Genomic DNA, 23,428 nt, shown 5'->3' with positions numbered 1-23,428 from the left:
CAACCGCCAAACGCGCCTATAATGGCGACGCCGTGTAGGCTGACCGTCACCTGTCGCCCTTTCCTTCTTTCCATTCGAAAAGTCTCTTGATGCGTGTTCTGAAGTTTTTCTGGTGGTCGTTGGTCGCCCTGGTCTGCAGCCTGTTGCTGGGTCTCAGCGGTGCCTTCCTCTACCTCAGCCCCAGCCTTCCGTCCATCGATGCCCTGCGTAACGTGCAACTGCAGATCCCTTTGCGGGTGTACAGCGCGGACGGCAAGCTCATCGCCGAATTCGGGGAAATGCGCCGCTCGCCACTGCGTTTCAACGAGATACCGCCCAACTTCATCCATGCCCTGCTCTCCGCCGAGGATGACAACTTCGCCAATCACTATGGCGTGGATGTGAAGAGCCTGGCGCGTGCAGTGAGCCAGCTGGTCAGGACCGGACACATCCAGACCGGCGGTAGCACCATCACCATGCAGGTCGCGAAGAACTACTTCCTGACCAGCGAGCGCAGCTTCTCGCGCAAATTCACCGAGATCCTCCTGGCACTGCAAATCGAGCGCCAACTGACCAAGGACGAGATCCTCGAGCTCTATGTCAACAAGATCTACCTGGGCAACCGCGCCTACGGTATCGAGGCCGCTGCCCAGGTCTACTACGGCAAATCCATCAAGGACCTGACCGTCGCCCAGATGGCGATGATCGCCGGCCTGCCCAAGGCGCCGTCGCGTTACAACCCGGTCGCTAATCCTGAGCGTAGCCTGGAAAGACGCAATTGGATTCTCGAACGCATGTTCAAGCTCGGTTATATCGATCAGGCGGCCTACCAGGCCGGGATCGCCGAGCCGCTCGAGGCCTATCACCACGTCGCCGTACCCGAACTCAACGCCCCCTACATCGCCGAGATGGCGCGGGCGGAAATGGTCGGTCGCTATGGCGGCGATGCCTATACCGATGGCTATCAGGTCTACACCACCATCGACAGCCGGTTGCAGACGGACGCCTTCGAGGCGGTGCGTGACGGCCTGACCGACTACGATCAGCGCCATGGCTACCGTGGCCCCGAGGCCCAGTGGCCCAACCGCAGCCAGCCCGAATGGAGTGCCCTGCTGCAGAAGCAGCGCATCGTCGGCGGCCAGGATCCGGCCGTCGTCACCCAGGTGGAAAAGAGTGGCATCCTCGTGCTGACCCGCGACGGCAAGGAAGAGGCCGTCGCCTGGGAGTCGATGAAGTGGGCCCGTCCCTACCTCAGCGCCAACAGCCTGGGGCCGCGACCGAACGGTCCGGCCGACGTGGTCAAGGTCGGCGACCTGGTCCGGGTGGAGCGCCAGGACGATGGCAGCCTGAAGTTCTCGCAGGTGCCCAAGGCGCAGAGCGCACTGGTATCGCTGGATCCCCAGGATGGCGCCATCCGCGCCCTGATCGGCGGCTTCTCCTTCGAGCAGAGCAATTACAACCGCGCGACCCAGGCCCGCCGTCAGCCCGGCTCGAGTTTCAAGCCGTTCATCTACAGCGCGGCACTGGAAAAAGGCTTCACCGCGGCCAGCCTGGTCAACGACGCCCCCATCGTCTTCATGGACGAGAACCCCGACGAAGCCTGGCGCCCGAAGAACGACAACAACACCTTCCTCGGCCCCATCCGCCTGCGTGAAGCGCTCTACCGGTCGCGCAACCTGGTGTCCATTCGCGTGTTGCAGGCCATCGGCATCGACTATGCACTGGACTATGTCAGCCGCTTCGGCTTCGAGCGGGACCAGTTGCCGCGCAACCTGTCCCTGGCCCTTGGGACACCCGGTCTGACACCGCTGGAGGTGGCCACTGGCTGGTCGGTGTTCGCCAACGAGGGCTACAAGGTGACGCCCTACGTGGTGGACCACGTGACCGACCGCGATGGCAAGGTGGTCTATCGCGCCGCACCGCCGCGTGTACCCCAGCAGGAGCAGGCCAAGGCCACCCCGGGCGTCGAGGTGACACCTGCCGCCGATACCGCGTCCGCCGACCCGGCCAATCCGGCGCCCGTGTTCGCGCCTCAGGTCATCGACCCGCGCAACGCCTTCATCATGAACAGCATGCTGCAGGACGTGATCAAGCGCGGTACCGGACGCAAGGCCCTGGAATTGGGTCGCAATGACCTGGCCGGCAAGACCGGTACCACCAACGAATCCAAGGACACCTGGTTCTCTGGCTACAACGGCGACTACGTGACCACGGTATGGTCCGGCTTCGACCAGCCCGAGACCCTGGGCCGCCAGGAATTCGGCGGCACCGTGGCCCTGCCGATCTGGATGAAATACATGGGTGCCGCGCTCAAGGACAAGCCGCCGCATCAGCTCAAGGAGCCGGACGGCATCGTCTCCATCCGTGTCGACCCCACTACCGGTCGCGCCGCGCCACCCGGTACGCCCAACGCCTATTTCGAGCTGTTCAAGAGCGAGGACACCCCGCCGAGCCTGGACGAGCTGCCGCCGGGCGTGGCGCCGGGTACGCCGCTGCCCTCCAGCGAAAACGTGCCCATGGATATCTTCTGATCTCCAGCCAATAAAAAACCCCGCCTTGGCGGGGTTTTTTATTGCGCCAAGACTTACTTGGCGAAGACGTCGTCCACCGACTTCAGCGGGTAGTTCGCCGGATAGGGCAGCGTGGCCACGCCGGTCTCGATGGCGGCCTTGGCCACGGCATCGGATACCAGGGTGATCAGGCGCGCATCCATGGGCTTGGGAATGATGTACTCGCGACCAAAGCTCAGGCTCTCGACGTTGTAGGCCTCGCACACTTCCTTGGGCACCGGCAGCTTGGCCAGGTCGCGCAGGGCCAGGGCGGCGGCGATCTTCATCTCTTCGTTGATGACGCGGGCGCGGACGTCCAGGGCACCACGGAAGATGAAGGGGAAGCCCAGGACGTTGTTGACCTGGTTCGGGTAGTCGGAACGGCCGGTCGCCATAATCACGTCATCGCGCGTGGCGTGGGCCAGCTCGGGGGTGATTTCCGGATCCGGGTTGGAACAGGCGAAGACGATGGGGTTGGCCGCCATGCGCTTGAGGCCTTCGGCCGACAGCAGATTCGGACCGGACAGACCCACGAAGACGTCGGCCCCTTCGAGGGCGTCGTCCAGGGTGCGCTTGCTGGTTTCGGTGGCGAAGGCCGACTTGTACTGGTTCAGGTCGTTGCGGCCACTGTGGACCACGCCCTGACGGTCGATCATGTAGATGTTCTCGACCTTGGCGCCCATGCTCACCAGCAGACGCATGCAGGAGATGGCGGCAGCACCGGCGCCCAGGCAAACGATCTTGGCATCTTCCAGGCGCTTGCCGGCGATTTCCAGGGCGTTGAGCATGCCCGCGGCGGTCACGATGGCAGTACCGTGCTGGTCATCGTGGAAGACCGGGATGTCGCACTGCTCGATCAGGGCGCGCTCGATCTCGAAGCACTCGGGCGCCTTGATGTCTTCCAGGTTGATGCCACCAAAGGTGATGGAGATGCGCTTGACGGTGTCGATGAAGGCCTGGGGGCTCTCCGCGTCCACCTCGATGTCGAAAACATCCACACCGGCGAAGCGCTTGAACAGCACGCCCTTACCTTCCATCACCGGCTTGGAGGCCAGCGGACCGAGGTTGCCCAGGCCGAGGATGGCGGTACCGTCAGAGATCACGGCAACCAGGTTGCCCTTGCCGGTGTAACGGTAGGCCAGTTCGGGATCGCGACCGATCTCGCGGACCGGCTCGGCGACGCCGGGGCTGTAGGCCAGGGACAGGTCACGGGCGGTAGCGGTGGGCTTGGTCAGCTCGACGCTGAGTTTGCCGGGGCGCGGCTGGGCGTGGTATTCGAGGGCGGCGGTTTTGAGATCAGACATTATTGGTATATCCGCGTGGTGTGGGTCTTGGGTCGGGCGAGAATACGCAAAGACTCAAGGTGCCACAAGCAATCGGCCATATGCCTGAAATCAATCGCAATACGACTTTCGGCTAAAACGATTCAACCCGCAAACCCAGCATGTGCGGGTCGTTCAGGGTCATCTGCCAACGCGCCCGGCCAGGTTCCCTGCGGCGATTGCGGTCGGAAATCCAGCCCCTCACCTCGAGGTCACGACCTATCCATTGCTGCAGCGGCACCTCGTCGAAGGCGTCTACGAAGCGATCGGGGACATTGACCACCAGGTCTCCTTCCAACTGCAGCCAGAGTCCGCCGCGGTTGCGCTCGACCTCCCGCAGGCGCCCCTGCACTACGGCGAAGCCCCCTTCTTCGACGCGGGTGGCGGCGATGGTCGGATCCTGTTTCCAGATGCCCAATCGCGCCCGGCGCGCCTGGCGTTCCGCGGCGGCCTGACAGGCGGCCAGCCGGGTATTGGGGGCGATGGCCACCGCGTAACCGAGCCCCTCGGCAATCAGCCGGGCTTCCAGGTTGCTGTCCTGGCGATCATAGAGGTGCGCCAGGGTACGGCCATAGTGGTCGGTTTCTTCGCTGCCCGGCACCAGGCGCAGGCGCTCGTCGCTGGCCGCGACCAGTTCCTGCAGGCGACGGCGCGCGGTTTCGGCATAGGGCTGGGGAGTACCGCCGGACTTGCCCAGCTCCGGAGCATTGACGCCGATCAGGCGCACCGCGCGGCCATCGGCCAGGCGCAGGGTATCGCCGTCCACCACCTGGCGCACCGTGACCTCCTGCCCACCAGGCAGCAGCGGGCACTCCGCCCCTAGAACCAGTGGTGCGCCAACGAGAGCACCAATAAAAAAGGCGCCCCAGAGGGACGCCTTTTTCAGTGTCGAGCCATACGGAGATGGTCGACGGCAGCGCATTACTTGCTGCTGCCAAACACGCCGAAGCGCTGCTTGAAGCGATCGATACGACCGCCAGCGTCCAGGACCTTCTGCTTGCCGGTATAGAACGGGTGGCATTCGGAGCAGACGTCCAGGTGAATGTTCTTGCTCAGGGTCGAGCGGGTCTTGATGACGTTACCGCAGCTGCAGGTGGCTTCGATAGCATCGTACTGCGGATGAATATCAGCTTTCATGGAACTATCCTCGGGGTCTAGCTGTGCCGCCACCCGGCGCCATTGCCGGATACCGCACAGATTTGGGCTGCGAATCATACCAGAGCGGATAGGACGTGCAAGCAACCCCCACACCGCCTGTCTGCTACCATCGGGCTTTACGCCTGCGAGCCTTGCCGTGCCCCTGATCCTGCGCCTGGCGCTGCCTTCCCCACTGCGCCGCCTGTTCGACTACCTGCCGCCCAAGGGGGCGGCCGAGGAACAGTTGCGGCCGGGCGTACGACTGCGGGTGCCGTTCGGCCGGCGCGAAGTGGTCGGGGTACTGATCGAGGTCGCCCAGGAAACCGAGGTACCGCCGGACAAACTGCGCAAGGCCCTGCAACTGCTCGACGAGCGCCCGCCGCTGCCGAGCGCGCTGTTCGAACTCTGCCAGTGGTCCGCCCAGTACTATCAGCACAGCCTCGGCGACACTCTGAGCTGGGCACTTCCTGCCCTTTTGCGTCAGGGGGAGCCGGCAGAGCGCCGGCTACAGCGCTTTTGGATCGCCCAGCCCGACGCCCGCCCGGAAGACCCGCGCCTGGCCCGGGCACCGCGCCAGCGCGAGGCGCTCAAGACCTTGCGCCAGCACCCCCATGGCGTGCTGCACGAGTTGCTCGGCCAGCTCGGCCTGGTCAAGGACAGTCTCGATCTCCTGCAGGCCAAGGGCCTGGTCCAGGTGGAGACCCGCTATCACCAGCCGACCCGGCACCAGGGCTCCTGGCTCGCCCAGGCCGAATTGCCGCTCAACAGCGAGCAGCGGCTGGCCTACGAAGCGATCCGCAGCGGCAGCGGCTTCCATTGCTATCTGTTGGAGGGGGTGACCGGCAGCGGCAAGACCGAGGTCTATCTGCAGCTGATCCGGGCCACCCTGGAAGCGGGACGCCAGGCGCTGCTGCTGATCCCCGAGATCAACCTGGGCCCCCAGACCCTGGGCCGCTTCGAGCAACGCTTCAATGCCCGCATCGCCCTGCTGCACTCGGCGCTGACCGATCGCGAGCGCATGGACATCTGGCTGGCCGCCCGCGACGGCGAACTGGATATCGTGGTGGGCACCCGCTCGGCGCTGTTCACCCCGCTCAAGCACCCCGGGCTGATCATCGTCGACGAAGAACACGATGCCTCCTATAAACAGCAGGAAGGCCTGAGATACCACGCCCGTGACCTAGCGGTCGTCCGCGCACGCTTCGAGAATCTGCCGGTGGTGCTGGGCTCGGCCACCCCTTCGCTGGAGAGTCTGCACAACGCCGACCAAGGACGCTACGCCCATCTGCGCCTGTCGCTGCGCGCCGGCGGCGCCCAGCCGCCACGCTTCGAGCGCCTTGACGTGCGCAGTCGCCCGCTGGATAGCGGTTTGTCCCAGCCATTGCTCAAGGCCATGGGCGCGACCCTGGAGCACGGGCAGCAGGTGCTGGTGTTCCTCAATCGGCGTGGTTTCGCCCCTACCCTGCTCTGCCACGACTGCGGTTGGCTGGCCCAGTGCCCGCGCTGCGATGCGCGCATGACCTACCACCGCGGCTCCGGTGAGCTGCGCTGTCATCACTGTGATCACCGCCAGGCGCCGCCGCGTCATTGCCCTTCCTGCGGCAAGCTCGACCTGCGTCCGGTGGGGGCCGGCACCGAGCGCGCCGAGGAACGCCTGCAGCTGCTGTTTCCGGACATCCCGGTGCTGCGCATCGACCGCGACACCACCGCGCGCAAGGACGCCCTGGGCAAGCTCTTGCGCACCATTCATAGCGGGGTGCCCTGCATCCTGGTCGGCACCCAAATGCTCGCCAAGGGCCACCACTTCCCCAAGGTGACCCTGGTGGCCGTGCTCGATGCCGACAGCGGGCTGTTTTCCGCCGACTTCCGCGCCAGTGAGCGCATGGCGCAGCAGATCGTCCAGGTGGCCGGACGTGCGGGCCGCGCCGAGGAGCCCGGGCAGGTACTGATCCAGACCCACCTGGCCGATCACCCGCTGATGGTGCAGCTGGCCGAGGAAGGCTATCCAGCCTTCGCCCGCCAGGCCTTGCAGGAGCGCCGCGCCGCGGGTCTGCCGCCCTTCGCCTATCTGGCACTGCTGCGCGCCGATGCCCATCGCCAGGATCAGGTGGAAAATTTCCTGGAGGCGGCCTATCACGTCGCGGAAGGCCTGGCGGTCAATCTCGCATTGCCCCAGGTGGAGTTGCTCGGCCCGGTACCGGCGCCGATGGAACGCCGTGCCGGTCGCCATAGGGCCCAGTTGCTGCTGCAGAGCAGCAGTCGCGCGCCCCTGCACCGGTTGCTGGGCATCTGGGTGGCCCAACTGGAAAGCCTGCCGGAAGCGCGCCAGGTGCGCTGGTCCCTGGACGTCGATCCCATCGATCTGTTCTAGTGGCACTGGCTTACCATTGGCAAGGCCGGGCTTGCCACGGATAATGCCGGGTTTTCATCGCAGTGCGCGCTCGGCGCACGCCGAAGGCCAATGACCATGAAAGACAGCATCCGCCAGCTCATCCAGCACGCCCTCGACCGCCTGATCGTCGACGGCACCCTGCCGGCCGACGTGGCGCCGGCCATCCAGGTCGAGAACACCAAGGACAAGAGCCACGGCGACTTCGCCAGCAACGTCGCCCTGCTGCTGGCCAAGCCGGCCCGCGCCAAGCCACGCGAACTGGCCGAGAAGCTGCTGGCCGCCCTCCCCGCCGACCCGGCGGTAAGCAAGGTGGAGATCGCCGGCCCCGGCTTCCTCAACTTCTTTCAGAACCACGCGCAACTAGCCGCGCGGCTGGATGCGGCCTTTGCCGATCCGCAGCTGGGCGTGCACAAGGGCGGCCCGCGCCAGCGGGTGGTGGTGGACCTGTCCTCGCCGAACCTGGCCAAGGAGATGCACGTCGGTCACCTGCGCTCCACCATCATCGGCGATGCCGTGGCGCGGGTGCTGGAGTTCCTCGGCGACGAGGTGATCCGCCAGAACCACGTGGGTGACTGGGGTACCCAGTTCGGCATGCTGCTGGCCTACATGGAAGAACAACCCCAGGCCGCCGAGGGCGAGCTGGCGGATCTTGAGGTGTTCTACCGCGCGGCCAAGGGCCGCTTCGACGCCTCGCCGGAGTTCGCCGCCCGTGCTCGCGAACTGGTGGTGGCGCTGCAGGCGGGCGATGCCCATTGCCTGCGCCTCTGGGAGCGATTCAACGCCGTCTCCCTGTCCCACTGCCAGGAGGTCTATGACCGCCTCAACGTCAAGCTGACTCCGGCCGACGTCAAAGGCGAGAGCGCCTACAACGACGACCTGGCCCAGGTGGTCGCCGATCTGGACGCCGCCGGCCTGCTCACCGAGAGCGATGGCGCCCGTTGCGTCTTCCTCGATGAATTCAAGAACGCCGAGGGCAACCCCCTGCCGGTGATCGTGCAGAAGGCCGGTGGCGGCTATCTCTATTCCACCACCGACCTCGCCGCCATGCGCTACCGCAGCCGCCAGCTGCACGCCGACCGCGCGCTCTACTTCGTCGACCAGCGCCAGGCCCTGCACTTCCAGATGGCCTTCGAGGTGGCGCGCCGCGCCGGCTTCGTCGATCCGGCCATGCAACTCGAACACATGGGCTTCGGCACCATGAACGGCGCCGATGGCCGCCCCTTCAAGACCCGCGACGGCGGCACCGTCAAGCTGGTGGACCTGCTCGACGAAGCCGAGGAGCGCGCCTATCAGCTGGTCAAGGACCGCAATGCCGGTCGCGCCGAGCGCGGCGAGGCCCCCTTCAGCGAAGACGAACTGCGCCACATCGGCCGCGTGGTGGGTATCGCCTCGGTCAAGTACGCCGACCTGTCCAAGCACCGTACCAGCGACTACAGCTTCAACTTCGAGCAGATGCTCAGCTTCGAGGGCAACACCGCGCCCTATCTGCTGTACGCCTACACCCGGGTCGCCAGCGTGCTGCGCAAGGCCGAGCAGAGCGAACCCGCCGGTAGCATCCGCCTGGACGCCCCGCAGGAGCAGGACCTGGGTGGTCGCCTGGCGCAATTCGGCGAAATCCTCGCCAGCGTTGCCGACAAGGGCACCCCGCACCTGCTGTGCAGCTACCTCTATGACCTGGCCGGCCTGTTCTCCAGCTTCTACGAGAATTGCCCGATCCTGACCGCCGAGGACCCTGAGCTGCGCCAGAGCCGCCTGCGGCTGGCCGCCCTCACCGGGCGCACCCTCAAGCAGGGTCTGGAACTGCTCGGCCTGCACACCCTGGAACGCATGTAAGAGACGGATCACCGCCTGATGGCCAAGAAAGCCCCACCCAAGCGCGGCGCCAGTCGCAACACCTCGGCTCCCAAGAAACAGCCCCTGCCCGGCTGGGTCTGGCTCGCGTCGGGTCTGGCCATCGGCGCCTTCGTCGTATTCCTGATGAAGCTCGAACCGGGTAACAAGTCGGTGCAGCGCGCCAAGCCGGAGGAAGGTCGCCCGGCCGCCACGGCGGGCAATGGCAAGTCGACCGCTGCCGGCAAGACCGAAGGCACGCCGCCTACGCCGATCAAGCCCAAGTACGATTTCTATACCCTGCTACCCGAATCCGAGGTGATCGTGCCGCCGGACGCCGTGCCACGCACGCCGGCCGCCAAGCCGACCCCCCCGGCCAAGCCGGATGCCGCGGCGACGCCGGCGCAGCCCGGCCAGCCGACCACCGCGACCCCGACCACGCCAGGTACCGCTCCGGGCCAGCCCGCTGCGACGCCACCCAAGGAAGCGACCACCAAGGCCCAGCCGCCAGTGACCCTGTTCTTCCTCCAGGCCGGTTCCTTCCGCACCCAGGCCGATGCCGACCGGGTCCGCGCCCAGATCATCATGCTCGGCCAGGACGTGCGCGTGGAATCGGGCAAGGTCAAGGACGACACCTGGTATCGGGTGCTGGTCGGTCCCTATAGCGATCGTGACCAACTGACCCAGGCACAGAAGCAGCTCGCCGGCAGCGGCTTCAAGAATCTGTTGCTGCAGCAACGCCGCGGTCACTAGGAGTCTGCCCACGGCGTGCTGCGTGCCGGCCAAACGGCGTTGAAAACCCTCTGGATCGCCAGCCCCACCTAGGCGGTCCAGCCGGAATGCTCATTTACCACGCGCAAACTGCGCTTCCTCGAGCGTTTTCGCCTTGTTTGGTTCTAGCTCGCGAGGCCGTGAACAGACGCTCACCTGCCGAATCCCCTCGCCGCGACGCTTGAAGGGCGCCGCGGCCATCCCCATATCTCCGCGTAACCGGGGCCGACGGCCCAAGCAACGCGGAGAGATTCCCTTGACCACCATCGTTTCTGTACGCCGCAACGGCAAGGTCGTGATCGGCGGCGACGGCCAGGTTTCCCTGGGCAACACCGTCATGAAAGGCAATGCCAAGAAAGTCCGCCGGCTGTACCGGGGCGAGGTGCTGGCCGGTTTCGCCGGCGGTACCGCCGACGCCTTCACCCTCTTCGAGCGCTTCGAGGCGCAACTCGAAAAGCATCAGGGCCATCTGGTCCGTGCCGCCGTCGAGCTGGCCAAGGACTGGCGCACCGACCGTGCCCTACGCCGCCTGGAAGCCATGCTGGCGGTCGCCAACAAGGACGCTTCCCTGATCATCACCGGCAACGGCGACGTGGTGGAACCCGAGGAGGGCCTGATCGCCATGGGTTCCGGGGGTGCCTATGCCCAGGCCGCCGCCCGCGCCCTGCTCCTGCACACCGACCTCAGTGCCCGCGAGATCGCCGAGACCTCCCTGAATATCGCCGGTGACATCTGCGTGTTCACCAACCGCAACCTGACCATCGAGGAGCTGGACGCGCCTCAGGCGTGATCCGGTTTAGAGACTGCCCATGTCCATGACCCCCCGCGAAATCGTCCACGAACTCAACCGCCATATCATCGGCCAGGACGACGCCAAGCGCGCCGTGGCCATCGCCCTGCGCAACCGCTGGCGGCGCATGCAGCTGCCCGCCGAGCTGCGCCCCGAGGTCACGCCCAAGAACATCCTGATGATAGGCCCGACCGGCGTGGGCAAGACCGAGATCGCCCGGCGCCTGGCCAAGCTGGCCAATGCGCCCTTCCTCAAGGTAGAAGCGACCAAGTTCACCGAGGTCGGCTATGTCGGCCGCGACGTCGAGTCCATCATCCGTGATCTCGCCGACGCCGCCGTGAAGATGCTGCGCGAACAGGAGATGGTGCTTAACCGCCATCGCGCCGAAGACGCTGCCGAAGAGCGCATCCTCGATGCCCTGCTGCCGCCGGCGCGTCCTTCGGTGGGCTTCAGCAACGAACCCCAGCCGACCGCCACCGATAGCAACACTCGTCAGCTGTTCCGCAAGCGTCTGCGCGAAGGCCAGCTGGACGACAAGGAAATCGACATCGAGGTGGCTGACACGCCGGCCGGCGTCGAGATCATGACCCCGCCCGGCATGGAGGAGATGACCAGCCAGCTGCAGAATCTCTTCGCCGGCATGCACAAGGGCAAGACCAAGCAGCGCAAGCTCAAGGTCAAGGAAGCGCTCAAGCTGGTGCGCGACGAAGAAGCCGCCCGCCTGGTCAACGAGGAAGAACTCAAGGGCCGCGCCCTGGAAGCCGTCGAGCAGCACGGCATCGTCTTCATCGATGAGATCGACAAGGTCGCCAAGCGTGGCAACACCAGCGGTGCCGATGTTTCCCGCGAGGGGGTGCAGCGTGACCTGCTGCCGCTGATCGAGGGCTGCACCGTCAACACCAAGCTGGGCATGGTCAAGACCGACCACATCCTGTTCATCGCCTCGGGCGCCTTCCACCTGTCCAAGCCCAGCGACCTGGTACCGGAGCTGCAGGGTCGCCTGCCGATTCGCGTCGAGCTCAAGGCGCTGACCCCGCAGGATTTCGAGCGGATCCTCACTGAGCCGCACGCCTCCCTCACCGAGCAGTATCGCGAACTGCTCAAAACCGAGGGGCTGCACGTGGAATTCGCCGCCGATGGCATCACCCGCATCGCCGAGATCGCCTGGCAGGTCAACGAGAAGACCGAGAACATCGGGGCTCGTCGCCTGCATACCCTGCTGGAGCGCCTGCTGGAAGAGGTGTCCTTCAGCGCCGCCGACCTGGCTGGCCAGCAGAATGGCGAGCCCATCGTCATCGACGCGGCCTATGTGAACGGCCATCTGGGCGAACTGGCCCAGGACGAAGACCTGTCGCGCTATATACTGTGATGGTAGGCCTGATGCCTGGTCTATCGCGGCCATGGCCGCAATAGACCGTAGGTTGGGTTGAGACAGCTCTATAGTCGAAGCCCAACATTGCCTGCACCCTGCGCCCATGTTGGGCTTCGCTGTGCTCAGCCCAACCTACGGCGACCGGTAGAAGCGGCCACATCGACGGACCGCCAGGGCCACGTTGGCCTCAAGCAAAGACTGAATCGCCGTCCAGAGAACCTCAGCATGCGTATCCCCACCGCCATCCAGCTCCACAAGGCCTCAAAGACCCTCAGCGTCAGCTACGGCGCGGAAACCTTCGAGCTGCCCGCCGAATTCCTGCGGGTGCATTCGCCCTCGGCCGAGGTGCAGGGACACGGCAATCCGGTACTGCAGTTCGGCAAGCAGCAGGTCGGCATCACCGCCGTGGAAGCAGCGGGGCGCTACGCCGTCAAGCTGACCTTCGACGATGGCCACGACAGCGGTCTGTTCAGCTGGGACTATCTCTACGAACTGGGCAGTCGCCGTGACGAACTCTGGGCCGACTACCTGGAGCAGCTGGCCCGCGCCGGCAAGACGCGGGACCCGCATGTCAGTGCGGTCAAGCTGATGCTTTAGCCCGGACTAGGCTGCCAGGGCCTTGTCCAACTTGCGCTCGATCTCCTTCTCGATCTGGCCGCTGAGCATCGAGAACATCATCCCCAGGGTCGCCAGCACCCGCACCTTATCTTCCGCCACCTCGATCCGCCCATCCACGCCACTGCGCGTGAATCTCAGGGTATCGCCCTCCCAGGCGCAGGCCACCCCATAGTCGCGCGTGAGTTTTTCGGCCAGTTGATCGGCCTTCTGGCGAACGCCTTCCAAGCCAAGCGAATGGCTGCGTTCGATGGTGATCTGGGACATCGGGGAACTCCGGATAAAGGGCCATGACTATAGCGAGGGCCCGCCACGTCGCCAATCGTGAGAACCGAGCGGTCAGCCCCGGTTTTAGCCAGGCAAGTCGGGTGATCGGCCTGCTAGAATGCCCTCTTGTCCCTGTCCCAGGTGTAGCCCCATGAGCGATCCGCGCAAAGGCCCCGAGGCCGAATCCCAGACCCACTTCGGCTACCAGAGCGTTCCGGAGAGCCAGAAGGCTTACAAGGTCGCGGAAGTCTTCCACTCGGTCGCCGCCAAGTACGATGTGATGAACGACGTGATGTCGGCGGGCATCCACCGGCTGTGGAAGAGATTCACCATCGAGCTCTCCGGCGTGCGGCGCGGCAATCGGGTGCTGGACATCGCCGGGGGTACCGGCGACCTGACCAAGCAGTTCGCCCGCCTGGTCGGCCCCACCGGCGAGGTGGTCCTCGCCGACATCAACGACTCCATGCTCCGGGTCGGTCGCGATCGCCTGCTCGACCAGGGCGTCGCCAGCAATGTGCGTTTCGTCCAGGCGGATGCCGAGAAGCTGCCCTTCCCCGACAACCATTTCGATTGCATCACCATCGCCTTCGGCCTGCGCAACGTCACCCACAAGGATCAGGCCCTGGCGTCCATGCTGCGCGTGCTCAAGCCCGGTGGCCGGCTGCTGGTGCTGGAATTCTCCAAACCCACCAACCCGCTGGTGTCCAAGGCCTATGACGCCTATTCCTTCGGCTTCCTGCCGCTGATGGGCAAGCTGGTGGCCGGCGATGCCGAGAGCTACCGCTACCTGGCCGAATCCATCCGCATGCATCCCGACCAGCAGACCCTCAAGGCCATGATGGAAGAGACCGGTTTCGCCCGGGTCTCCTACCACAACATGACCGGCGGCGTGGTCGCCCTGCATCGCGGCATCAAGCCCTGATGGCCCTCGTCACCCAGGCGTTGCTGGCCGCGCTGGAACGCGGCCTGAATCCACTGCTGGCGCTCGATCCGGTGGCGCTGCCACGCCTGGCGGCCCTGACCGGCCGGGTGATCGCCGTGCAGACCCGGCAACCCGCGCTGCGCCTCTACATCCTGCCAGCGGGTGACGGCCTGCACTTCGCCGCCCATCACGAGGGGGACATCGACTGCACCCTCAAAGCCCCGGCTACGCGTCTGGCCGAGCTGGCCCTGGCCCGTGACAAGCAGCGGGTCCTGCACCAGCCGGACGTCCGCCTGGAAGGCGACAGCACCCTGCTGATCGAACTGGCCGACATCCTGCAGAAGCTGGAGCTGGACTGGCAGCACGAGGTCGGTCGCTGGCTTGGCCCCCTTCCGGCCGCACTGCTGGGCGATCTCGCCCGTCGCGGGCAGGTGCTTGGCGAACAGAGCCGGGACAGCTTGCAAATGACGCTGTCCAACTGGCTGAACGAGGAGAGCCGCCAACTGGTCGGGCGCCTCGAAGGCGAGGCCCGCTTCGCCGAGATCGATGCCCTACGCCTGGACGTGGACCGTCTCGACGCCCGTATTGCCCGCCTGGGCGCCGCCCGCAACGCCAGGGATAACCCCGACGAATGAAGCTGTTCGCTGCCCTCAACCGCCTGTTGCGGATCCTCTTCGTCATCATCCGCTATCGGCTGGACGACATCGTCTACGCCCTGCCGCTGCCCTGGTACCTGCGCGCTACCCGCTACGTGCTGCCCTGGCGCTGGCTGCCGCGGCCGAGCAAGACGCTGCCGCGCGGTGCCCGGCTGCGCCTGGCGCTGGAAGGCCTGGGGCCGGTCTTCATCAAGTTCGGCCAGATCCTCTCCACCCGTCGCGACCTCATGCCCGAGGATATCGCCGACGAACTGATGTTCCTGCAGGACAAGGTACCGCCCTTCCCGCCCGAAAAGGCCGTGGCGCTCATCGAAGCCCAGCTCGGGATGCCCATCAAGCAGGCCTTCGCCCGCTTCGATCACCAGCCGCTAGCCTCGGCCTCGGTAGCCCAGGTCCATGCCGCCCAGCTGCGCACCGGCGAAGAAGTGGTGGTCAAGGTGGTACGGCCGGGTCTCAAAGGCATCATCAGCCAGGACATCGCCTGGTTGTTCCTGCTGGCCCGCACCGCTGAAAAGCTCTCCGCGGAGGCGCGTCGCCTGCACCCGATGGAGGTGGTCAGCGACTACGAGAAGACCATCTACGACGAGCTGGACCTCTTGCGCGAAGCAGCCAACTCCAGCCAGCTGAGACGCAACTTCGAAGGTTCCGAGCGCCTCTATGTGCCCCAGGTGTACTGGGACTGGTGCCGCGAGCGGGTACTGGTCATGGAGCGCATCTACGGCATCCCGGTGACCGATCTGGCGGCCCTGCGCGACCAGGGCACCGACTTCAAGCTGCTGGCCGAGCGCGGCGTGGAAATCTTCTTCACCCAGGTGTTTCGTGACAGCTTCTTTCACGCCGACATGCACCCGGGCAACATCTTCGTCAGCACCGCCAAGCCCTGGGATCCGCTCTACATCGCCGTGGACTGCGGCATCATCGGCAGCCTGACCCCCGAAGACCAGGACTACCTGGCGCGCAACCTCTGGGCCTTCTTCCAGCGCGACTACCGCAAGGTCGCCCAGTTGCACATCGACTCTGGCTGGGTGCCTGCCAACACCCAGGTCAACGAGCTGGAAGGGGCCATCCGCACCGTCTGCGAGCCCATCTTCGAGAAGCCGCTCAAGGACATCTCCTTCGGCCAGCTGCTGCTGCGGCTGTTCCAGGTAGCGCGGCGCTTCAACATGGAGATCCAGCCGCAACTGGTGCTCTTGCAGAAGACTCTGCTGAACATCGAAGGCCTGGGTCGCCAGCTCTATCCGGACCTGGATCTCTGGTCCACCGCCAAGCCCTATCTGGAAAAGTGGATGCGCAAGCGGCTCAGCCCGCCGCAGGTCGCCCGCAACATTCAGCAGCAACTGGAACAGATTCCTCATCTGGCGCAGATGGCTCGCGATACCCTGGAACGCATCACCCAGCCGCATCGCAAGGATCCGCCCAATCCCTGGGGAGGCCGCCGCGACGACTGGATCGTCCGAGTGATAGGCGCGGTCATGCTGGTCGGCGCAGCCCAGCTGGGGCTCGAACCCCAGCCCCATGCCTGGCCGGCCTGGGCCATGCTGGTCGGCGGCCTGGTTCTGGTGATCAGGCGCTGAACTCCTTAAGCTGTAACCGTCCTGTCACTTTTATCGGGCGAAATACACGCCCTCAGCCACTGGTGCCCTGCCGCTGTATTCACGTTGCGTCTTGTGCGAGGCTGGTACCCTAAATTCGAAGTACTGAACAGACCGATGAGCGACTGGTTAGACGAGATCCACTGGAACAGCGACGGCCTGGTACCGGCCATTGCCCAGGACCCCGCCACGGGGCGTATCCTGATGATGGCTTGGATGAACCGCGAATCCCTGGCCCTGACCGCCGCCGAAGGCCGCGCGGTCTACTGGTCGCGCTCGCGCAACCGCCTATGGCGCAAGGGCGAGGAATCCGGCCACGTGCAGCGGGTCCTGGAACTGCGCCTGGATTGCGACGCCGACGTGGTAGTGCTGCAGGTGGAGCAACTGGGCGGCATCGCCTGCCACACCGGCCGGGAAAGCTGCTTCTATCGGGTACTGAGCGATGACCAGTGGGAGACTGTCGACCCAGTCCGCAAGGATCCCAGCGCCATCTATGCCGGAGGCCACGGCCATGACTGACACCCTCGCACGCCTGGCGCAGGTGCTGGAAGAACGCAAGCAGGCCGCCCCGGACTCCTCCTATGTGGCCAGTCTCTACCACAAGGGCCTGAACAAGATCCTGGAAAAGGTGGGCGAAGAAAGCGTCGAGACCATTCTCGCCGCCAAGGACGCCGCCATCAGCCAGCAGTACGACGACGTCATCTACGAGACCGCCGACCTCTGGTTCCACAGCCTGATCATGCTTTCGGCCCTCGGCCAGCATCCCCAGGCCGTGCTGGACGAACTGGACCGCCGCTTCGGACTCTCCGGGCATGCCGAAAAGGCCGCCCGCACTTAATCCTGACCCCAAGCTTCGCAACGAGGAAAAACCATGGGTATCTTCGACTGGAAACACTGGATCGTCATCCTGCTCGTCGTGGTGATCGTCTTTGGCACCAAACGCCTGAAGCACCTCGGCTCCGATGTGGGCGAGGCCATCAAGGGCTTCCGCAAGGCCATGCATACCGACGAGGACGACAAGGCCGAGCAGCCGTCGACCACCGGCACGGCCAATCCGAACGCCCCCCTGAGCCGTCCCCAGACCTTCGACGCCGAGCACCGCAAGGTCGAAGAACCGGTGGTGCGCAAGGACTAAGGCCCTCTCATGTTCGGAATCAGCTTTCCCGAAATGATGCTGGTAGGGTTCGTCGCCCTACTGGTATTGGGTCCGGAGCGCCTGCCAGGCGCGGCGCGCACCGCAGGCTTGTGGATCGGTCGGCTGCGGCGCAGCTTCAACAGCATCCGCCAGGAAGTGGAGCGCGAGATCGGCGCTGACGAAATTCGCCAGCAGCTGCGCAACGAGCATATCCTGTCCATGGAACAGCGCGACAACCGGCCCAAACCTGCCGCTTCCGCCCCAGAAGCCCAGATGCCGCCTACCGCCGCTGCCCCGCCCATGCCCCAGGACGTGGTTGCCGAACGCCCGCAGGATCCGCCCCAGACGCCGCCAAGAGCACCATGAGCGACAAGCCTTCCGAACATGATGACCAGGAAATGCCCCTGGTCTCGCACCTGACCGAACTGCGTACGCGCATCCTGAGATGCGTACTGGCGACCTTTCTGATCTTTCTCGGGCTGTTCTACTTCGCCCAGAAGATCTACGCCTTCGCTTCCGAGCCGATCCGCCGCGTGCTGCCCGAAGGCGCGACCATGATATCCACGGACGTCACCTCGCCCTTTCTTGCGCCCTTCAAGCTGACCCTGGTGGTGTCGCTGTTCATCGCCATGCCGGTGATCCTGCATCAGGTCTGGGGGTTCGTGGCACCCGGGTTGTATCGCCATGAAAAGAAAGTCGCCATCCCGCTGCTGATCTCCAGCATCGTGCTGTTCTACGCCGGCATGGCCTTCGCCTACTTCCTGGTGTTCCCGATCATCTTCCACTTCTTCAGCAGCATCACGCCGGAAGGCGCCATGATGATGCCGGACCTGAACGCCTATCTGGATTTCATCCTGACGCTGTTCTTCGCCTTTGGCGTGGCCTTCGAGATTCCCGTGGCCACCGTGCTGCTGATCTGGATCGGCGTGGTCGACGTGACCTACCTGAAGAAGATCCGCCCCTACGTCATCATCGGCTGCTTCGTGGTCGGCATGATCCTGACGCCACCGGATGTCTTCTCCCAGACCATGCTGGCCGTGCCCATGTGGCTGCTGTTCGAGATCGGCCTGCTGTTCGGCCGCTTCGTGCAGAAGCGCGAGCGCCCGGTCGACGATGACGACGCCAGTCCCGAAGCCCAGCCGCCCGCCGAACGCCCGTGAATCTGATCCTGCTCGAAGCGGCCGACTTCACGGCCGCTGACCGGGTCGTGCTGCGCGATCCGCGCCGTCTCGCCCATCTGCGCGAGGTCCACCAGGCGGCCGCGGGCGATCAAATGCGCGTCGGCCTGCTGAATGGCCTGATGGGGTCCGGCCAGATCGAGTCCCTCGATGCCGGCCAGGCCTGTCTCAACGTCACCCTCGACCAATCACCACCGGCCAAGCTGCCGCTCACCCTGCTGCTCGCCCTGCCCCGCCCCAAGATGCTGCGCCGGGTGCTGCAGACCGTATCCGCCATGGGCGTCGCGCGCCTGGTGCTGCTCAACAGCTATCGGGTGGAAAAGAGCTTCTGGCAGACCCCGTTCCTGGAACCCCGGGCCATCGAGGAGCAATTGCGCCTCGGGCTGGAGCAGGCGCGGGACACGGTGCTGCCGGAGGTACTGATCGAAAAGAGATTCAAGCCCTTCGTCGAGGATCGCCTGCCCGCACTGGCAGCCGGCACCCGCGGCCTGGTCGGCCATCCGGGCAGCTATCCCGCCTGCCCTCGTGCCCTCGACGAGCCCGTGACGCTGGCGATCGGCCCTGAGGGTGGCTGGATACCCTACGAGGTGGAGAAGTTGCAGGAGGCCGGCCTGGCGCCCGTACAGCTCGGTGAGCGCATCCTGCGCGTCGAGAACGCCGTACCCGCCCTGCTCGCCCGCCTGTTCTAGCTCGATCACGGACAAGAAAAAGCCCCGGCGTCTTGCGACACCGGGGCTTTTTCATGCGCGGAGCGCCTCCTCAGGAGGCAGGCCGCGGGGTCAGGCTGGCAGGACTGGCCGCGGCATCCGCCGCCGAATCGCTGTGGGAGCGCGGCCGCAGGGTGGCGTAGGCGTCCCGCCAATTGCGGTGCTCTTCGGCTTTCCAGACCTGCAGGTGCAGTTGCGCCATGCCGTCCGGATCGCTGAGCAGACGCCACTGGTCGTCGCCCTTGGTCTTCTCGGGACCGGCGGCCAACACTCGCGCAACCCGCTCTTCGCGCAGCCGGCGGGCCGGCTCCACCACCTTGCCGTGGCGACCGCGGGCCATGCCGATGGCCAGGGCATTGAGCACCGGATCGACAGTGGCGCGCAGGAAGCCCTTGGTCAGGGCGTTGCGGTTGTTCAGGTGCAGGTACTCGTCGGTAGCTACCAGCTCGCGCGGCGGTGCGTATTCTTCCGGGATCAGGAACAGATGATGCCGGCGACTGCCCAGACCCAGGTTGGTACGGCTGGAAATCACCGATACCGGAGCCGAGAGGATCAGCGACACCACGATGGGCGACAGCCACCAGAGGAAGCGCGGGTCGAGCCAGGCCACGCCGGCGGTCCAGATCAGGCCGAGCAGCATCTGCGAACCATGACGGCGGAAGGCTTCGCTCCAGGGCGTGTCGTTGTCGTCACGCTGGGGCGAATTCCACTGCACCGACCAGCCGAGGAAGGCGGCGGTCACGAACACCGTGTGGAACAGCATCCGCACCGGTGCCAGCAGCACCGAGAAGAGCATCTCCAGCATCATGGAGAGGAACAGCCGCAGACCTCCGCCGAATTCCTTGGCGCCCTTGGCGATGATCAGCACCACACTGAGCAGCTTGGGCAGGAACAGCAGGATCAGGGTGGTGGAGAACAGCGCGATGGCCTGCTCCGGGTGCCACTGGGGCCAGACCGGGAACAGCTGCCGTGGCTGGAAGAAGTACTGGGGCTCCAGCAGCTTGTGGATCGCCAGCAGGGCCGTGGACAGCACCAGGAAGAGGAACCACAGCGGCGCCGACAGGTAGGACATCACCCCGGTCAGGAACACCGCACGGTGCACCGGGTGCATGCCCTTGACCAGGAACAGCCGGAAGTTCATCAGGTTGCCATGGCACCAGCGGCGGTCGCGCTTGAGCTCGTCCAGCAGGTTGGGCGGCAGTTCTTCGTAGCTGCCTGGCAGGTCGTAGGCGATCCACACGCCCCAGCCGGAACGCCGCATCAGCGCCGCTTCGACGAAGTCGTGGGACAGGATGGCACCGGCGAACGAGCCCGTGCCTGGCAAGGGAGCCAGGGCGCAGTGATCGATGAACGGCTTGACCCGGATAATGGCGTTGTGGCCCCAGTAGTGGGATTCACCCAGCTGCCAGAAGTGCAGACCGGCGGTGAACAGCGGACCATACACCCGGGTGGCGAACTGTTGCAGACGCGCGTACAGGGTATCCATGCCGGACGCCTTGGGCGCGGTCTGGATGATGCCGGCACGGGGATTGGCCTCCATCAGCCGGACCAGACTGGACAGGCATTCGCCGCTCATCACGCTGTCGGCGTCGAGCACTACCATGTACTTGTACTGGCTGCCCCAGCGACGGCAGAAGTCGTCGATGTTGCCGCTCTTGCGCTTCACCCGACGCCGACGGCGGCGATAGAAGATATGACCGAAGCCACCGACTTCACGGCACAGCTCCAGCCAGGCCTTCTCTTCGGCCACGCATTTGTCCGGATCGTTGCTGTCGCTGAGGATGAAGAAGTCGAAGTGCTCCAGCTCGCCACTGGCACGGACCGACTCGTAGGTCGCTCGCAGACCGGCGAAGACCCGCGGCACGTCCTCGTTGGCGATGGGCATCACCAGGGCGGTACGCGACTGCGGATCGATCGGCTCGGTCCCGGTGGAGCTGGCGGAGATGCTGTACTTGTCACGACCGCTGAGCAGCTGCCAGAAGCCCATCAGGGCGGTCCAGAAACCAGCGGAGACCCAGCAGAACAGCAGGGCGAAGAGCAGCAGGATGCTGGTCTGCACCACATAGGGCAGGACTTGGCGGACGGATTCGCCCCAGCCCTGTTGATAGACCTCGCCAAGATCGACCAGCGCCCAGCCCTGATAGGGCAGCACCGCCTTCATGTACCAGGTCGCGATGCCGGTCTGCGCCAGCATCAGGATCAACAGGATGAAGCGGCGGAAGGAACCTACCTTGCGCCAATGCGCGTGGGCATCGGCCTCGGGATCGGGCTGCCAGCGGCTGTGGTCCTTGCGGCCGAGCAGACGCTTCCAGCTCCGGGTTACGGGGTTGGTGCGCCAGGGATCGGGCACCATCATGGACCGGGTCATGGGCGGGGTGGCCTTGATGAAAACCCGGCCCTGAGCATCGCTGCCCAGCAGTTCGCCGTCTTCCAGGGTGTCGTCCCAACCGGCGGCGAGGCGCGCTTCGGTGGAAGCGATCACCGCATCGGCGCCTTGGGCGCCCTCGCCGCGGGCACCAGCCAGTTGCCGGTGCAGCGACTCGACGTCGGCCGTCTGGTCCAGCGCCTGCCGCTGCCCGGAGGGCAACGGCAGGTGTTCGAGGTAGTCGCCAGCAGCGGCGACCGAGGTATCGCGGGTGGTGTTATTCATTGGCAGGTAGCTGGTAAGTCCAGGTTTCGCTGAGCGGTTTGTCACCCTGGGCGAGGTTGGCGCGCATTTCCACCGGCTTGGTTTGATCCTTGACCTTGAGTCTCAAGGTCAGGCGATAGCCTTTGGTAACCGGGTTGTAGCGCACAGAGTTCTCGACCAGCTCACCGTTGGCATCCAGGCTGACCTGGGAGCCGACCTGCGAATCCTCGGGCAGATCATCGAGGTTCGGACCTTCGAAGTCGATAACGTAGGCCAGGCTGCCATCGGTCTGACGAACCAGGTTGGACTGGCGCACGTCGCCGGTGGACAGGCGGGTCTGGGAGACCCAGGCCAGGTCCTTGGTGTGCAGGTTGGGTTCGTCGGTGGTGAAGTGCAGGCGATAGCTGACGTCGATCGGCTGCCCCTTCTCAGGCAGCGTATCCGGCGTCCAGAAAGCCACGATGTTGTCGTTGGTCTCGTCCGGCGTGGGGATTTCCACCAGTTCGACGTGACCCTTGCCCCAGTCGCCCTTGGGCTCGACCCAGCCGCTCGGGCGCTTGTCGTAACGCTCGTCCAGATCCTGGTACTTGTAGAACTCGTGGCCGCGTTGCAGCAAGCCGAAACCGCGCGGATTCTCGATGGTGTAGGTGCTGACCGACAGGCGACGCGGGTTGTTCAGCGGGCGCCACAGCCACTCGCCATTGCCGGCATGGATGGCCAGGCCGTTGGAGTCGTGCAGAGCGGGCCGGTAGTTGACCTGGGCGCTCGGCTGGTTGGGGCCGAACAGGTACATGCTGGTCAGCGGAGCGATGCCGAGCTTGTTGACGTTGTCGCGCAGGAACACCTTGGCTTCTACGTCGACGGTGCTGTCCTTGCCAGGCGTCAGCACGAAGCGATAGGCACCGGTGGCCCGGGGCGAATCGAGCAGGGCATAGATCACCAGGTTGCGGCGATCCGACTGGGGTTGTTCGACCCAGAATTCGGTGAAGCGGGGAAATTCCTCGCCGGACGGCAACGCCGTGTCGATGGCCAGACCGCGGGCAGACAGGCCATAGACCTGGTTCTTGCCGATCACGCGGAAATAGCTGGCACCGAGCATGGTCATCAGCTCGTCATGCTTGTCCGCCTTGTTCAGCGGATAGAGCACCTTGAAACCGGCGAAGCCGAGATCCTTGAGTTGGGCCTGGTCGATCTGCAGGTTGCCAAAGTTGAACATCGAGGGATCGTATTTGATCTCTTCGACGTTGTTGGCGGTGACCTCGTTGATCTTCACCGGCACGCTGTAGTGCATGCCCTCGTGATAGAAGTTGAGGCGGAAGGGCGTCTTGGCGTCCTTCCAGTAGGCCTTGTCCTGATTGAAGGTGATCTGCTGATAATCGGCATACTTCATGCCGCTGAAGGATGCGGGCAGGTTGCTCTTGGGCGCGACGAACTTCTGGCCGGAGAGCTCTTTGGCCTTGGCAGCCACGTCGTCCAGGCTGAAGGCCAGGGCCTGGGCACTGAACAGGCCCAGTGCGATGGAGAGCCCGACAAGGGCGAAGCCCTGTTTGCCCGGTTTAACTTTGGAATGAGATAACACGCAGCC

Annotated in this window: 22 protein-coding genes; 16 read left to right on the top strand and 6 right to left on the bottom strand. The window is 65.1% G+C overall.

Annotation, left to right across the window (positions count from 1 at the left end; genetic code table 11):
* Positions 1–89 precede the first annotated feature (89 nt).
* Positions 90–2,510, top strand: a complete 2,421-nt coding sequence (locus tag APT59_RS03115; protein ID WP_059313505.1) for a penicillin-binding protein 1A — start codon at positions 90–92, stop codon at positions 2,508–2,510.
* Between the two features lie 53 nt (positions 2,511–2,563).
* On the opposite strand, the gene APT59_RS03110 is transcribed toward APT59_RS03115, so the two are convergent.
* From APT59_RS03110 to rpmE, 3 genes are all read right to left on the bottom strand, one after another.
* Entirely contained in the window at positions 2,564–3,832 is a 1,269-nt protein-coding gene (locus tag APT59_RS03110; protein ID WP_059313504.1) for a malic enzyme-like NAD(P)-binding protein, read from the bottom strand.
* Positions 3,833–3,944: 112 nt separating this feature from the next.
* On the bottom strand, positions 3,945–4,772 hold the full coding sequence (locus APT59_RS03105; protein ID WP_059313503.1) for a thermonuclease family protein: 828 nt from the start codon (positions 4,770–4,772) through the stop codon (positions 3,945–3,947).
* Complete coding sequence (rpmE, locus tag APT59_RS03100; protein ID WP_007161618.1) at positions 4,772–4,987, bottom strand: 50S ribosomal protein L31; 216 nt, start codon at positions 4,985–4,987, stop codon at positions 4,772–4,774. Before rpmE ends, APT59_RS03105 begins: the two co-directional genes overlap by 1 nt.
* Positions 4,988–5,144: 157 nt before the next feature.
* Here rpmE and APT59_RS03095 point away from each other — a divergent pair, with 157 nt between their 5' ends.
* The 6 genes from APT59_RS03095 (at position 5,145) to APT59_RS03070 (ending at position 12,739) form a co-directional block, all read left to right on the top strand.
* Positions 5,145–7,358, top strand: coding sequence for a primosomal protein N' (locus APT59_RS03095; protein WP_059313502.1), 2,214 nt, complete (start codon positions 5,145–5,147; stop codon positions 7,356–7,358).
* Positions 7,359–7,454: 96 nt separating this feature from the next.
* Complete coding sequence (gene argS, locus APT59_RS03090) at positions 7,455–9,212, top strand: arginine--tRNA ligase (RefSeq protein WP_059316818.1); 1,758 nt, start codon at positions 7,455–7,457, stop codon at positions 9,210–9,212.
* 15 nt (positions 9,213–9,227) lie between these two features.
* Positions 9,228–9,962 carry an SPOR domain-containing protein gene (locus APT59_RS03085; protein ID WP_059313501.1) on the top strand — a complete coding sequence of 245 codons (735 nt, stop codon included), beginning with the start codon at positions 9,228–9,230 and terminating at the stop codon, positions 9,960–9,962.
* A gap of 274 nt (positions 9,963–10,236) precedes the next feature.
* Positions 10,237–10,770, top strand: coding sequence for an ATP-dependent protease subunit HslV (hslV, locus tag APT59_RS03080; RefSeq protein WP_059313500.1), 534 nt, complete (start codon positions 10,237–10,239; stop codon positions 10,768–10,770).
* A 19-nt stretch (positions 10,771–10,789) separates the two neighbouring features.
* Positions 10,790–12,139, top strand: a complete 1,350-nt coding sequence (gene hslU, locus APT59_RS03075; protein ID WP_059313499.1) for an ATP-dependent protease ATPase subunit HslU — start codon at positions 10,790–10,792, stop codon at positions 12,137–12,139.
* A 228-nt stretch (positions 12,140–12,367) separates the two neighbouring features.
* Positions 12,368–12,739, top strand: a complete 372-nt coding sequence (locus tag APT59_RS03070; protein WP_059313498.1) for a gamma-butyrobetaine hydroxylase-like domain-containing protein — start codon at positions 12,368–12,370, stop codon at positions 12,737–12,739.
* Positions 12,740–12,745: 6 nt separating this feature from the next.
* Here the strand turns inward: APT59_RS03070 and APT59_RS03065 are convergent, their stop codons facing one another.
* Positions 12,746–13,024, bottom strand: a complete 279-nt coding sequence (locus APT59_RS03065) for a polyhydroxyalkanoic acid system family protein (protein ID WP_059313497.1) — start codon at positions 13,022–13,024, stop codon at positions 12,746–12,748.
* 151 nt (positions 13,025–13,175) lie between these two features.
* On the opposite strand from APT59_RS03065, the gene ubiE reads away from it, so the two are divergent.
* From ubiE to APT59_RS03020, 9 genes are all read left to right on the top strand, one after another.
* Entirely contained in the window at positions 13,176–13,946 is a 771-nt protein-coding gene (ubiE, locus tag APT59_RS03060; protein ID WP_059313496.1) for a bifunctional demethylmenaquinone methyltransferase/2-methoxy-6-polyprenyl-1,4-benzoquinol methylase UbiE, read from the top strand.
* Positions 13,946–14,581: a ubiquinone biosynthesis accessory factor UbiJ gene (locus APT59_RS03055; protein ID WP_059313495.1), complete on the top strand. Its 636-nt coding sequence runs from the start codon at positions 13,946–13,948 to the stop codon at positions 14,579–14,581. Before ubiE ends, APT59_RS03055 begins: the two co-directional genes overlap by 1 nt.
* Entirely contained in the window at positions 14,578–16,176 is a 1,599-nt protein-coding gene (gene ubiB / locus APT59_RS03050) for a ubiquinone biosynthesis regulatory protein kinase UbiB (protein WP_059313494.1), read from the top strand. The genes APT59_RS03055 and ubiB overlap by 4 nt, the downstream gene beginning before the upstream one ends.
* Positions 16,177–16,311: 135 nt before the next feature.
* A complete protein-coding gene (gene hisI / locus APT59_RS03045; protein ID WP_059313493.1) occupies positions 16,312–16,713 on the top strand; it encodes a phosphoribosyl-AMP cyclohydrolase in 402 nt (133 codons plus the stop codon).
* Entirely contained in the window at positions 16,706–17,032 is a 327-nt protein-coding gene (locus tag APT59_RS03040) for a phosphoribosyl-ATP diphosphatase (RefSeq protein ID WP_059316817.1), read from the top strand. Before hisI ends, APT59_RS03040 begins: the two co-directional genes overlap by 8 nt.
* Positions 17,033–17,065: 33 nt before the next feature.
* Complete coding sequence (locus APT59_RS03035) at positions 17,066–17,329, top strand: twin-arginine translocase TatA/TatE family subunit (RefSeq protein WP_059313492.1); 264 nt, start codon at positions 17,066–17,068, stop codon at positions 17,327–17,329.
* 9 nt (positions 17,330–17,338) lie between these two features.
* Positions 17,339–17,695, top strand: coding sequence for a Sec-independent protein translocase protein TatB (gene tatB / locus APT59_RS03030; protein ID WP_059313491.1), 357 nt, complete (start codon positions 17,339–17,341; stop codon positions 17,693–17,695).
* Positions 17,692–18,489, top strand: coding sequence for a twin-arginine translocase subunit TatC (gene tatC / locus APT59_RS03025; protein WP_059313490.1), 798 nt, complete (start codon positions 17,692–17,694; stop codon positions 18,487–18,489). The genes tatB and tatC overlap by 4 nt, the downstream gene beginning before the upstream one ends.
* Positions 18,486–19,196 (top strand): 16S rRNA (uracil(1498)-N(3))-methyltransferase, encoded by a 711-nt coding sequence (locus APT59_RS03020; RefSeq protein ID WP_059313489.1) that lies wholly within the window; start codon positions 18,486–18,488, stop codon positions 19,194–19,196. The genes tatC and APT59_RS03020 overlap by 4 nt, the downstream gene beginning before the upstream one ends.
* Positions 19,197–19,266: 70 nt before the next feature.
* Here APT59_RS03020 and mdoH read toward each other — a convergent pair whose 3' ends face one another.
* Positions 19,267–21,864, bottom strand: coding sequence for a glucans biosynthesis glucosyltransferase MdoH (gene mdoH, locus APT59_RS03015; RefSeq protein WP_059313488.1), 2,598 nt, complete (start codon positions 21,862–21,864; stop codon positions 19,267–19,269).
* Entirely contained in the window at positions 21,857–23,362 is a 1,506-nt protein-coding gene (locus APT59_RS03010) for a glucan biosynthesis protein G (protein WP_313647509.1), read from the bottom strand. Before APT59_RS03010 ends, mdoH begins: the two co-directional genes overlap by 8 nt.
* Between the last annotated feature and the right edge of the window lie 66 nt (positions 23,363–23,428).

The sequence above is a fragment of the Pseudomonas oryzihabitans genome (assembly GCF_001518815.1).
In the GTDB taxonomy this organism is placed as follows: Bacteria; Pseudomonadota; Gammaproteobacteria; order Pseudomonadales; family Pseudomonadaceae; genus Chryseomonas; species Chryseomonas oryzihabitans_E.
Note: the sequence above shows the minus strand (reverse complement) of the source record. Positions and strands in the feature narration are given on the sequence as shown.

Coding starts and splice junctions, on each gene's coding strand:
- APT59_RS03065 (WP_059313497.1), bottom strand. CDS start 13,024: ATGTCCCAGATCACCATCGAACGCAGCCATTCGCTTGGCTTGGAAGGC.
- argS (WP_059316818.1), top strand. CDS start 7,455: ATGAAAGACAGCATCCGCCAGCTCATCCAGCACGCCCTCGACCGCCTG.
- ubiB (WP_059313494.1), top strand. CDS start 14,578: ATGAAGCTGTTCGCTGCCCTCAACCGCCTGTTGCGGATCCTCTTCGTC.
- tatB (WP_059313491.1), top strand. CDS start 17,339: ATGTTCGGAATCAGCTTTCCCGAAATGATGCTGGTAGGGTTCGTCGCC.
- APT59_RS03070 (WP_059313498.1), top strand. CDS start 12,368: ATGCGTATCCCCACCGCCATCCAGCTCCACAAGGCCTCAAAGACCCTC.
- APT59_RS03115 (WP_059313505.1), top strand. CDS start 90: ATGCGTGTTCTGAAGTTTTTCTGGTGGTCGTTGGTCGCCCTGGTCTGC.
- rpmE (WP_007161618.1), bottom strand. CDS start 4,987: ATGAAAGCTGATATTCATCCGCAGTACGATGCTATCGAAGCCACCTGC.
- APT59_RS03035 (WP_059313492.1), top strand. CDS start 17,066: ATGGGTATCTTCGACTGGAAACACTGGATCGTCATCCTGCTCGTCGTG.
- APT59_RS03110 (WP_059313504.1), bottom strand. CDS start 3,832: ATGTCTGATCTCAAAACCGCCGCCCTCGAATACCACGCCCAGCCGCGC.
- hslU (WP_059313499.1), top strand. CDS start 10,790: ATGTCCATGACCCCCCGCGAAATCGTCCACGAACTCAACCGCCATATC.
- APT59_RS03055 (WP_059313495.1), top strand. CDS start 13,946: ATGGCCCTCGTCACCCAGGCGTTGCTGGCCGCGCTGGAACGCGGCCTG.
- tatC (WP_059313490.1), top strand. CDS start 17,692: ATGAGCGACAAGCCTTCCGAACATGATGACCAGGAAATGCCCCTGGTC.
- mdoH (WP_059313488.1), bottom strand. CDS start 21,864: ATGAATAACACCACCCGCGATACCTCGGTCGCCGCTGCTGGCGACTAC.
- APT59_RS03040 (WP_059316817.1), top strand. CDS start 16,706: ATGACTGACACCCTCGCACGCCTGGCGCAGGTGCTGGAAGAACGCAAG.
- hisI (WP_059313493.1), top strand. CDS start 16,312: ATGAGCGACTGGTTAGACGAGATCCACTGGAACAGCGACGGCCTGGTA.
- ubiE (WP_059313496.1), top strand. CDS start 13,176: ATGAGCGATCCGCGCAAAGGCCCCGAGGCCGAATCCCAGACCCACTTC.
- APT59_RS03105 (WP_059313503.1), bottom strand. CDS start 4,772: ATGCGCTGCCGTCGACCATCTCCGTATGGCTCGACACTGAAAAAGGCG.